Annotated in this window: 6 protein-coding genes and 1 pseudogene; 2 read left to right on the forward strand and 5 right to left on the reverse strand. The window is 61.0% G+C overall.

Features of this window, described 5'->3' with window-relative positions; translation table 11 throughout:
• Positions 1-4 precede the first annotated feature (4 nt).
• The 3 genes and pseudogenes from OGR47_RS07410 to OGR47_RS07420 form a co-directional block, all read right to left on the reverse strand.
• Positions 5-2,051, reverse strand: a pseudogene (locus OGR47_RS07410) (ATP-dependent RecD-like DNA helicase); the annotation flags it as partial.
• Positions 2,052-2,105: 54 nt separating this feature from the next.
• Positions 2,106-3,863: an AAA family ATPase gene (locus tag OGR47_RS07415; RefSeq protein WP_165048358.1), complete on the reverse strand. Its 1,758-nt coding sequence runs from the start codon at positions 3,861-3,863 to the stop codon at positions 2,106-2,108.
• A gap of 120 nt (positions 3,864-3,983) precedes the next feature.
• Complete coding sequence (locus OGR47_RS07420) at positions 3,984-4,316, reverse strand: hypothetical protein (RefSeq protein WP_165048360.1); 333 nt, start codon at positions 4,314-4,316, stop codon at positions 3,984-3,986.
• Here OGR47_RS07420 and OGR47_RS07425 point away from each other — a divergent pair.
• Complete coding sequence (locus OGR47_RS07425) at positions 4,315-6,843, forward strand: TonB-dependent siderophore receptor (protein ID WP_165048362.1); 2,529 nt, start codon at positions 4,315-4,317, stop codon at positions 6,841-6,843. The genes OGR47_RS07420 and OGR47_RS07425 overlap by 2 nt on opposite strands.
• Here the strand turns inward: OGR47_RS07425 and OGR47_RS07430 are convergent.
• Positions 6,840-9,941 carry an efflux RND transporter permease subunit gene (locus OGR47_RS07430; protein ID WP_216697893.1) on the reverse strand — a complete coding sequence of 1,034 codons (3,102 nt, stop codon included), beginning with the start codon at positions 9,939-9,941 and terminating at the stop codon, positions 6,840-6,842. The two genes, OGR47_RS07425 and OGR47_RS07430, sit on opposite strands and share 4 nt — an antisense overlap.
• A 259-nt stretch (positions 9,942-10,200) precedes the next feature.
• Positions 10,201-11,145 (reverse strand): FecR family protein, encoded by a 945-nt coding sequence (locus OGR47_RS07435; protein ID WP_165056363.1) that lies wholly within the window; start codon positions 11,143-11,145, stop codon positions 10,201-10,203.
• A gap of 564 nt (positions 11,146-11,709) precedes the next feature.
• Here OGR47_RS07435 and mbnA point away from each other — a divergent pair.
• The gene (mbnA, locus tag OGR47_RS07440; protein ID WP_165056293.1) at positions 11,710-11,817 is read left to right on the forward strand and encodes a methanobactin; all 108 of its coding nucleotides are present in this window, start codon (positions 11,710-11,712) and stop codon (positions 11,815-11,817) included.
• Positions 11,818-11,820 lie beyond the last annotated feature (3 nt).

Here is an 11,820-nt window from a genome sequence, read left to right on the forward strand (position 1 = left end):
GACTCCTCCGATAGACGATGACGACGAGACGCTTGCCGCGCGTAACCGCCGTGTAGACCAGATTGCGCGCCAACATCGTGTAGTGCTGTGTGGCGAAGGTGACGACGACCGCAGGGTATTCCGAACCCTGCGACTTGTGGATCGTGGTGGCATAGGCGGGAACCAGCATATCGAGTTCGCCGAAGGGATATTCGACCTCGCGCCCGTCGAAATCGGCCCACAGGACGCCCTCGGCCTGGTCGATGCGGAGGATGCGCCCGAGGTCGCCGTTGAAGACCTCGCGGTCGTAGTCGTTCTCGGTCTGCATGACCTTGTCGCCGGGGGCGAAGCTCGACCCGAAGCGTTCGATCCCGACGGCCAAGTTGGGGTTCAGGGCCTTCTGGAGGTCGGCGTTGAGCGCGCGGGTGCCGAGGGCGCCGCGCTGCATCGGGCAGAGGACCTGCACGTCGCCGATCGGGTCGAGCCCGAAACGCTTCGGGATCCTATCCCGGACGATCTCGACGACTTTCGCGGCTCCCGCCTCGGGCTCGCCGGCCTCGACGAAATAGAAATCCGATGCCTCGCTGGCTTTGGGCCATTCCGGCGCCTCGCCGCGGTTGATGCTGTGGGCGTTGACGACGATCCGGCTTTCCGCCGCCTGGCGGAAGACCTCCGTCAACCGAGCGACGGGGATCGCGCCGGAATCGATGATGTCGGCGAGAACCTGGCCCGGCCCCACCGAGGGAAGCTGATCGACATCGCCAACGAGAAGCAGGCCTGCGCCCGGCGGAATCGCCTTCATGACCGCGAACATCAACGGCACGTCGACCATGCTGGTCTCATCCAGGACGAGGAGGTCGCACTCCAATGGATTGTCGGCGTCGCGGCGGAAACCGCCGTTCTTGGGATCGGTCTCGAAGAGGCGATGGATGGTTTTGGCCTCGATTCCGGTCTGCTCGGCCATGCGCTTCGCCGCGCGGCCCGTGGGCGCCGCGAGGAGCAGCTTCGTTCCTTTGGCGATGAGGATGCGAAGGATGGCGTCGAGCAGGGTCGTCTTGCCGACGCCAGGGCCACCCGTCACGATGGTCACTTTGGATTTGAGCACGGTCTCAATCGCCGCGCGCTGCGATGCGGCGAGCGTTTTCCCCGTCCGCGCCTCGACCCAGGGGACTGCCTTGCCGGCGTCGATCGCTGGCCAGGGTGGGGCGCCCCGCGCGAGAACGCGTAGCTTCTCGGCGATCCCGCGCTCGGCGAGATGCAGGCCGCGCAGGAACACGCAAGGCTTTCCCTGAATCGTATCCGCGACCACTTCGCCCTCGGCGAGCTCCACCTCGAGGGCGCCGCGAATGATGAGCGCGTCGACATCGAGGAGGGCGACGGCGAGCTTCACCAGCTCCTCGACGGGCAGCCCGCAGTGACCGACTCTCTGGGGCGCTTCCCGCGTCATGCCGAGTTTCATGGCGATGGTGTCGGCCGTACGGAACCCGATGCCACGAATGTCGCGCGCCAGCCGGTAGGGATTCTCGGTCATGACTTGGATGGCGTCATGCCGTAGGTCTTGAAAATGCGAACGGCCCGCGACGTGCCGACGCCGTGGGCGTGCAGGAACACCATGATGTCGCGCACGGTCTTTTGCTCGGCCCAGCCGGCGACGATCTTGGCGGCGCGGAACTCTCCGATGCCGGAAACCTCTCGCATCCGTTCGGGCTCGGCCTCGATGATCTCGAAGGTCTGCTCCCCGAAAGCCGTGACGATACGCTTCGCGAGCACGGGGCCGATGCCGCGGACCATGCCAGAGCCGAGATATTTCTCGATCCCTTCGGCCGTCGTCGGCGGAGTTGTCTTGAGAAAGTCGGCCTTGAATTGGAGCCCGTGCGCCCGGTCGGTGACCCAGACGCCGACGGCGTCGCGGAAATCGACGCGACGTGGCCGACGACGGGCACGAGGTCGCGCTTGCCGCGCGCCTTCACCTTGAGAACGGCGAAGCCGTTGTCTTCGTTGTGGAAGGTCACGCGTTCGACGGATCCGACGAGCGTTTCCTTGGGAGGCGTCGGGTTGGTTGATGGTTGCAAACGATGACCCAGGAAGGAGCGTCGACGACGCTATCCTAACAACCGGGAGACAGGCTAGTTAAGCATACGCCGCTGGCTTGCCGCATAGCCCGCGTGCAGGGCGGCTTCAACCGCGCATCGCAAATTGCGCGCGCTGATGCCTTCGCGTTCGAAACGACGGCGAAGTCGCTCGATCGCTTCCGGAAGAAGGTCGATCGGTACTTCAACCTCCGCTTCTTCTGAACTCTTTGGCTGAAGGTCGGACAGAATAGACGCGAGCAGCGCGTCGAAATGCTCCGGCTGCGGCGGACCGATTTCGTGAATCGTCACGCGCGAGAGGAGGGGCCCACGGAGGCTTTGCGTGCCGTTGGCGCCAAGGACCCACATGACGTATGAGAGGTTGACGGGCAGGCCGAGACAAGGGTCCTGCCAATCGTTCGAGGTTTCTGGTTCCAACCAGGTCAGCAGCGTCCGGCTCACCGCGCCATTGCGGCTGTTCATGCTTTCTTTGTCGATTTCATCGACGAAGATCAATGGATTGCCGAAATCGATCCGCCCCAGCAAACGAACTGGCGCCGCGACTTCGGCTGTCGACCAACCTTTGGCTGTTCCCGCGAAATCCCGATTATCCGTTTCCCCCGCGCGATCGACGCGTTGGAATGGCAAGGCGAAGGCTTCCGCCAGGGCGCGGACGAAGCGCGATTTACCGACGCCGGGCGGACCTAAAAGCAGGATTGGCGCAAAGCCGCAGCCGCCATGGTGTCGTTTCGCGTGGGCGAGGATGTCGCGGCGCAATGCGTTCAAAACGGAGGCGAACCAGGGGAAGCGCGCGTAGAGCGCGGCGATCGCTGCGTCAACGTCCCCCGCAGGTGCCAGAGGCCGCGGTTTCGCCAGTCTTTCTTTCAGCGCATCGATCTCTCCCTCAGAGCTCCGTCGGCCGCCAAATCTGGACCCGGCTTGAGACGAAGGCTTTAGCGGCGCGATGAGGCGAACATGACCGACAGGGTCCGCGACGGCCATGGCGGTTTCGCGCGTTTTGGCCTGCTCGCTTAGCCAGCGATGGAGCAGGGGGTGCGGCAGCCAATATCCGGATCGTCCCGTCAGCAAGACATGCAACGGGATCGGGCAAAGCTCGGGCGGCGCCATGGGAGCGCATCCCGCCCCAACCGCGCACCGTGGCCCTCGTCGCATCCATTTCTCTTTGCGCCAAACGGCGTAATGAGCGTCGAGGGAATCCCAAAGGTCGCCCCAGCAGCGACCAGGATATCGCCGCAAAATCTCTCTCGCATGGTCGCCGGCGATCTCGATGCGGCGTTCTTTCGGGAGATCGCCGTGGCCGAAATAGGCTCCGTCCAGCGCGAAGACGAGCGCCGCCTTCAACACCACCAGCGCGTCGGATGGCGCGTACGAGTGCCCCGCGCTGTGCGTCGCGAATGGGCGGCGCGCCGCGAACAATGCATTGCGTTGTTCGGCGACAAGACAGTTCAGTTCGGCGCGCAGAAAGGCTGCGCCCCAGGTAATTTCGGCACGGGAAGCGGGTGTGTCGGCGTCGCGGCCGGGCGTCGTCACGCTTAGGAAAGTCGCCTCCGGTTTGTTATGGGGTCGCAGCCAGTGACGCTCGCCGGGGGCCAGACCGCTGCGCTGGAACCAGCCGAATCCTTGTCGCGCGCTGATTTGGACGCCGTCCTTGAGGCGGCCGTATCGATCAAGAACGGCGACGAGTTGCTGAAGCTTGATCAAGCGGAGCTCGCCTTCGGGGCCCACTGGCGCCTGCCGGGGCGCAGCGTCGGATTTCGCCGTGTCGAATTTTTGGAATTTGCGGTCGACAGTCATTGCCCGCCCCCTTGGGGACGAGCCGTTGGCGTCAATCCCCGAAAAATATCCACGCCAAATCGTTTGCGCCCGCGGTTATCCGCGGCGAATTAACGAGGCGTATGGTTGGGCGATTGACGATCATGGTTGTTCGCTTATCACGTTTGATGGATTGCGCCAAGAGCGCGTTGGCTCGCGCGGTTTCCACAAGCCCAGAACACGTCCCTTGGGTTTGTTCATCTGAGCCATTGGCCGCAAGCGGTTGGCGCGCCATTCAATTACTGGGTCTTGCCCGCCATCGTCGTCGCTTGCCTGAAGGTATAGAAAATATTTCGAATGACGTTCCAAGATTGAGGCTTCGCGCGTCTCAGAACAAAGGGAGGACTTGTCCTCGCCGATTTCTGAGCGGTGGAAGATGAACAAGACGGCGGCCAGGAGAGAGTGGAAAAGAACAACGGCGATCGCGATCGTCATGGGCGTGAAAGCGATCGAAGCAGGCAGCCCCGCCGTCGCGCACGCCTCGATGACCAACAGGGAAATCGCTGAGGCTGTCAAAATCTACCAAATTCCGCAAGGCTCGATGGACGCCGCGCTGAATCGTTTGGCGGACGTAAACGGCATTCACGTCCTCTATCATTCGCGACTGACCGAGCATCTCACAACGCCCGGGCTGAAAGGAAATTATACGCTTACCGGCGCGCTAGACTCTCTGTTGTCCGGAACCGGGCTCAAATACCGCCTGAGCGAGAATGGGGAGACAATCTCCATTGTCCTGGCTCAATCCGGCCAGACCATGAACGATGCAGGCCCACGCGGCGCGCAAGCATTGCCGCCAATCGAGGTTGGCGCTTCCTCTCCATCGACCCCACAGACATCTCGTGGGAGCGGAGAAGGCCACTACGGCGCGGAGCCGCCGCGTGACTCTCATCCCGGAAAGGATGCTCTCGGCGGGCGGTTGACCGGCTACATGGCCGACACGGCGAGCACGACGCTGAAGACCGATATGCCCTTGATGAAGACGCCATTCTCGGTGCAGGTCATCACGCGCGAGACGATGGACGATCAGCAGGCGATCGACCTCAAGGACGCTGTCGTAGGCAATTCAAGCGGCGTCCTTGCCGTGCCCAACAGCTCCTTCTACACCGGTCTTATGATTCGCGGTTTTTCAACGAACACAAGCCTATATTTCAACGGCTTGCGCCAATACCAGCTGATGAACGTCGATACCGCCAATCTTCAGTCGGTTGACGTTTTGAAAGGTCCGGCCGCCATGCTCTATGGGCGATCCGAGCCCGGCGGCTTGGTTGATCTTGTGCCAAAACGCCCCTTGGACACGCCTTACTATTCCGTGCAGGAGCAGGCCGGCTCATATGGCTTCACCCGGACGACGGTGGACGCGACGGCGCCTTTGAACAAGGAGAAAACGCTCGCCTATCGCTTCAACGGGAGCTATGTTCGTTCCGATTCTTTCCAGGACTTTGCAAACAAAGAATATTACTTCCTGGCTCCGACATTCTCCTTCCGCCCGAACGACCAATTCAGGGCCAATATCGACTTGCAGTTCATGCATGACGTGTTCATGCCCGAGTCCAACACCGTTGCGGTTGGCAACAGACCCGCGTCGATCCTAATCACGCGCTACCTTCAAGACCCCTCATACACCGGCAAGCTTCCGCAGCGGTTCGACCTTAGATACTATGGATATGACTGGACTTTCGACATCGACAAGAATTGGAGCCTGACGAATAGGCTATACTACAGGAGCCAAGGGCAAGATCTATCGTCGGTGTCCTTCATCGGCCTCAATCAAGCGACAGGCGTCCTGACGCGCGGCTCCTATTACCAGTCCATCACCAACCAAGGCATGGCAACAAATCTGGATCTGAAGGGCAAGTTCGTCACAGGTCCCTTGAGCCACTCCACGCTGGTCGGATTTGACTATTATAGCAACTATCAGCCGCTCGCGCCCTTCTATCTTGTCGTGCCGGCGTCGAAATATCTGCCCACGTTCAACATTTACGCGCCAATTTATGGGAGCAGATATGCCGGCGTAACGCCGAACCTTTTCACCACCAATGCGGAATCATGGAAAGGCGTCTACGCCCAGGACACAATTTCATTCTGGGACGACAAAATCCATCTGCTTCTCGGCGGTCGATACGATTGGGCGGAAGTCGACTACCAGGTGAAAAACAACGATCTGCGCACCGCTTGGATTGTGAGCCCGAGTTGGAGCAAGGCTTTCAGTCCTCGCGTGGGTCTTACCATTCAGCCGATGCCATGGCTTTCCGTATACGCCAACTACACGAAGGCGCTCAATGCCGACAACGGGCTCAACGCAGGCAGCGCGATTCCTTCGCCATTGCCGCCAGTCCGGTCCTATGAATGGGAAGGCGGCATGAAGGCGGAATTCTTGGATAAGCGGCTCTTGCTGACGCTGGCGTATTTCGACCTTGTCAAGACGAACGTCCCGGGGCCTGATCCGACCAATCCCGGCAACACGCTGGTGGCGGGCGAAGCGGAGAGCAAAGGATTCGAAGTCGATTTGAAGGGGCGGATAGACGAGAACTGGAGCGTGATCGCCAATTATACACATGACGATGTACGCGTTACCAAAGGCTCGCTCTACAATCCGCTCACCGAAATCAATACCCAGCTGTTTATTGCCGGAAATCGGCTTCCCACCGTTCCCAAGAACATGGGCAATCTTTGGGTCAAATACGACGCTGAGGGCTTACTCAAAGGCTTCAGCATCGCCGGCGGCGCCCAAGTCGTGGGGACCGCCTTCGGCGACAACGCCAACTCCTTCACGATTCCGGCCTATGCGATCCTGAATGGAATGCTCTCCTACCGTTTCGACGTCGGTCCGGCGCATCTCACCGCGCAGCTCAACGCTAAAAATCTCCTGGACACGACATATTATGCAAGCTCTGCATCACGGTTCCAGATCATGCCCGGAACTCCGCGAACCATCGTCGGTTCCCTACGGCTGGAATTCTAACCTTCGGGCGCTTCCCGCGGCCGCGCGCCGCCGCCGCGGGAGGCTTTCCTCTGCAGCTTGCTCGCGACAAGATAGATGACCGGCGTCGTGTAGAGCGTCATAATTTGGCTGAGAAGCAGGCCTCCGACGATGGTGACGCCGACCGGACGCCGCAATTCCGCGCCGACGCCCGTCGCCATAGCAAGCGGCAACGCGCCCAGCATCGCTGTGAGTGTCGTCATCAGGATCGGACGGAAGCGTTCGGTCGCCGCCGCCAAGGCGGCGTCGCGCGGCGAGAGGCCGTTCTCTCGCTCTGCCTGCAGTGCGAAATCGACGAGCATGATGCCATTTTTCTTGACGATGCCGATCAGCAACAGAACGCCGATCAAGGCCATGGCGGTGAAGGGCGTCTGAAACGCCTCGAGCGCGACCAGGGCGCCGAGCCCAGCCGACGGTAACGTGGAGAGGATCGTCAAGGGATGTATGAAACTCTCATAGAGCATGCCGAGGATGATATAGACAGCTATGAGCGCGCCGAGCACGAAGAGCGGCGTTCCCTTCATCGTCTTGATGAAATCCGCCGCGTCGCCGACGAAATCGGCATGTAGCCCATCCGGAATGCGCAGATCGTTCACCGCTTGCCGGACCGCCTCGGTGGCGGCGCCGAGCGAATAGCCGGGGGCCGTGTTGAATGTCAGCGTCGTGGCGGGAAAGACGCCCTGATGATTGACGGCGAGTGGCAAGACCCCGCTCTCGATACGCGCAACTGCGGCGAGCGGCGCGATCTTTCCGCCGCCTCCAGCCACATAGACATTGTCGAGATCGGGCAGGTTGCGCTGACGCGATTCAGGCGCTTCGACGATCACGCGATATTGGTTTCGCTCCGTATAGATGATCGAGGCCTGCCTTTGGCCGAAAGCGCTGTTCAGGGCGGCGTTGATCGAGGATATCGCCACGCCCATTCGAGACGCTGCATTGCGGTCGATGATCACATTTGCTCTGAGGCCGCCTCTCTGGACGTCGCTCGACACGTCGGCGAGCTGAGGTAGAGCTTTCAGCCGCTGGAGAACCTTCGGCGTCCATTGCGCGAGCTCCTCGACGGAAGAATCCCAGAGCGTGAATTGAAATTGCGCCTTGCTCTGCCGGCCGCCCGAGCGGAAATCCTGCGCCGGCGCCATGAACACTTTCAAGCCGTCAATCTCGGCGAGTTTCCGCCGTAACCTCGCGACGATCTCGGCACTCGTCGCCTTGCGCTGATCGGCTGGTTTCACCGCGATGAAAAACCGGCCCTGATTGCCGAGCAGGTTAAAACCGGCGACGCCGAGGATCGAACCGACCGCGGCGACGTCCGGATCGGCGGAGACCACATCCGCGGCCTTGCGCTGCAGCTCGACCATCCGCGTGAAAGATATCTCGGGCGAGGCCTCCGTCGTGCCGTTGATCAGCCCGATGTCGTCCTGCGGCATGACGCCCTGCGGAATGGTGAGATAGAGCTGCGCGGTCGCTCCCATTGTCGTCAGAATTACGAGGAGCGTCGCGCGCGGGTGATCCACGACGGGGCGCAGCGTTCTTACATAAAGCCGCAGGATCGCGCCATGCGCGCCGCCGACGATCCGGTCCATGACCGTCCGCCTCTCAGGCCGAGCAGAGTGAAGATGCGCGCAGATCATCGGCGTGACTGTCAAGGACACGAGCGTCGAGGCGATGATCGCGAAGCTCAGCGTCAATGCGAATTCACGCAGCATCAAGCCGATGGCGTCGGTCATGAACAGGAGAGGGATAAACACGGCGACGAGAGATAGGCTGATGGAAACGACCGTGAAGCCGATCTGCCGCGCGCCCTCGAGCGCCGCTTTTAGACGCCCCATACCGCGCTCGATATTCCTTTCGATGTTCTCGATCATCACGATGGCGTCGTCGACGACGAAACCAACGGAGATTGTCAGCGCCATAAGCGAAAAATTATCGATCGTGAATCCGGCCGCCCAGATCGCCGCGCAAGCGCTCGCAAGAGAGAGCGGCACTGTGACCCCAGCCGCGAAAGTGGGCGCGCCTCGGCGAAAAAACAGAAACACCACCAGCATGACGAGGACAACCGAGATCAGCAGGGCGCGCTGAATCTCTGAGACGCTGGCGCGGATCGTCTGCGTGCGGTCTGTAAGCACCGAGATTTCGACGCCGCTTGGAATCCAGCCGCGCAACCGCGGCAATAACGCCTTTATGTGATCTACCGTCTCGATCACATTGGCGTTCGGCTGCTTGGAGACGACCACGAAAACGGCTGGCTTCCCGTTGTACCATCCGGCGGACAGCCTGTTGCGCTGGCCCAGCTCGACGGAGGCGATGTCGCCGAGCTTCGCGACGGCTCCGGCGGAGGAAGCGACAACAATTTGGCGGAACTCGTCAGGCGTCGAGAGGAGACCGTTGGCCGCGAAAGTGAGAGAACGCGCATCGCCGTCCAGCGCGCCGAGCGGGCCAAGGACGTTGGCCTTCCTGATTGCCTCGCTCACCCTGTCGATGCTGAGGCCCATGCTGGCAAGTCGAGTCGGGTCCGCCTGGACGCGGATCGCCGGTTGCTCCGCGCCGGCGATCCTGACATCGGCGACGCCCGGAACCTGCGCGATCCGCTGCGCCATGATGGAGTCTGCGATGTCATAGATCGCGCTGGTCGGCAGCGTATCCGACGTCATCGCGAGGGCAAAGACCGGCGGCCCAGCCAGGCTGGCCTTGCGGAAGGAAGGAGGGGACGGCAGGTCGGAGGGAAGATCGGTCAACGCCGCATTGATCGCAGCCTGCACGTCGCGCGCCGCGGCGTCGATGTTTCGTCCGAGCCGGAATTGAAGGGTGATCGAAGTCGAGCCGTATGAATTGGCGGAAGTGAGCTCGGCGACGCTGGATATGCCTGCGAGCCGCCGTTCCAACGGCGCGGCCACCGCGGCGGCCATGGTAGCCGGATCGGTCCCCGGACGAGAGGCGGAAACGCCGATTATCGGCAGCTCGACGGACGGAACGCTGGCGACCGGCAGAAAGAAATAGGCGAGAGAGCCGAGCAGGAAGCAGGCGGCGGCGATCAGTGTGGTCGCGACGGGGCGTCGAATGAAAGGCGCAGAGACGTTCATCTGCGCCGGGCAGGCGGTTGCTGGGCGCCGCCTGATTCAAAGTGCGCGTGCTTCGGCTCTAAAATCTCTACGCAGATGGGCGGCAAGCCCTGGGCCGTTCGATCGATACTGAACTTATCTCGGAGCCGCTGCGGAGTTCTTTTCCTTATTGCTTCTCGCTCCGTCATACATGCAGTCCCACGGCAAGGCCTCTAACCCTAGACGTGGCAAGGCAAGAAAACGGAACCTCTCCTTTAAAAAAATTCTCGTTCCTCGAGCGTCAATACAACAAGGTCACATATTCGGTCATGTGGATGGCGTGCAGGCCGAGCGAGATCTCCACTTCGTCGACGAGTTGCCGCAGGTCGTCGACGCCGAAAACGCCGGAAACACGGCGCGCGCAAACAGATGGATCGACGCAATAGATAATCCCGCGATGGTAACGTCCGACCGCTGCGAGAACATCGCGAAGCGGCTGCTTCGTCACGATCAGCTTCCCGTGTCGCCAAGCGGTGGCTGCGTCGATGTCCACGGCTTCAGGCGCGCGCGCCGCGGCGCCGCGCTCATAACCGCTCTGTTGGCCTTCCGCTACAACGACCGAGGCTCCCCGGCTCATGACCAGCACGCGATGTTCATTCACTGTCACGCGCGCGCCGGAGCCGTCCAAGGCGACGTCAAAGGCGGTGCCGAGCGCGGTCACGGAGCCCTCGCCGGCCTCGACGACGAAGGGACGCGCGGGATCGGGCGCAACGTCGAACCAGGCTTCGCCGGAAAGCAGCGTCACGCGTCTCTCGGCGGCGCTGTAATGGACAGAGATAGACGACCTCGAGTCGAGCTGCGCCCAGGAGCCGTCATCCAGCGTGACGACTTTCCTTTCCCCGACGCCGGCGTAATGATCGGCCCGAATTCGTGTTACGACGTCGCCCAGCGACAGCAGCATCGCGAGAGCGGCCGCCAGAGTGGCGACCGTGGCCGTGATGCGCCGCCTGCGGCCACGGCGCGCGCGTCGGACCCGAAGGGACGGGCTCATCCCAGCGAGATGGCCAAACATGCGCAGGACCTCCTCGAACGCCGCGGCGTTTTCGGCATCTTCGGCGAGCCACTGCTCGAAAGCCGCCTTTTCCTCGGCGGAGGACAGCCCGCCCCTCAATCTCACGAACCAGTCGATGGCGGCGTCCCCGGCGTCGTCGGCGTCGGAACGCGGTGTTTCCTTGATTGGCTTCATCGATCGAACAGAAATCACAGCTCTTCGTCCTACGCGCGCTCAAATGAGTGAATACTCCTCACGCGCTAAATGCAAGCCGACCCAATAGACCCAAACGTTCGTGAAGTGTCAGGTTTCAAGAGCACTTTTTTTTCAAAGAAGGTTCCGAAATGCGGTCGCATATCGTCAAGTGAGTTAAGACCGGCAAAAAATGTCCGTTTGGGAGAACGAGTAGAAAAAATATGCGGCCCGGCAAAAGAAGCTTGGTACCGAGGAGCCGCGACAGAAATCGGCGGCGATCGAAAGTACGGAGGTAGCCGGCGTCAGCGCAAAGCAGACGTGGCGACAAATCAATTGAGCCCTCCAATCTCCAGGATAGCGGACTATTAGCGTTCGAATGCAGGCATACTATTTCAGTGTCTCGCATATTTTTCCATTCAAAAACGATTTATTAGTATTGACTCCTGTATTACTGAATGTGACTATCCATCTGTTTTTCGAATAGATGCTGCGAGAAACGTTCGTAATGCTTTGTTATACTACAGGCATGCGGAGCTATGTTTGGCATCAAATTAGGAGACGATAATGACTATCAAGATCACCAAGAAGGAAATCCTGCCCGTCGTTGGTCGCGTTCAGGCGTTTTGCAGCTCGTGCTCGGGCGGCGGTCAATGCGGCTGCGGCCCGGCCTAATTT

The organism is Methylocystis sp. MJC1, assembly GCF_026427715.1.
In the GTDB taxonomy this organism is placed as follows: Bacteria; Pseudomonadota; Alphaproteobacteria; order Rhizobiales; family Beijerinckiaceae; genus Methylocystis.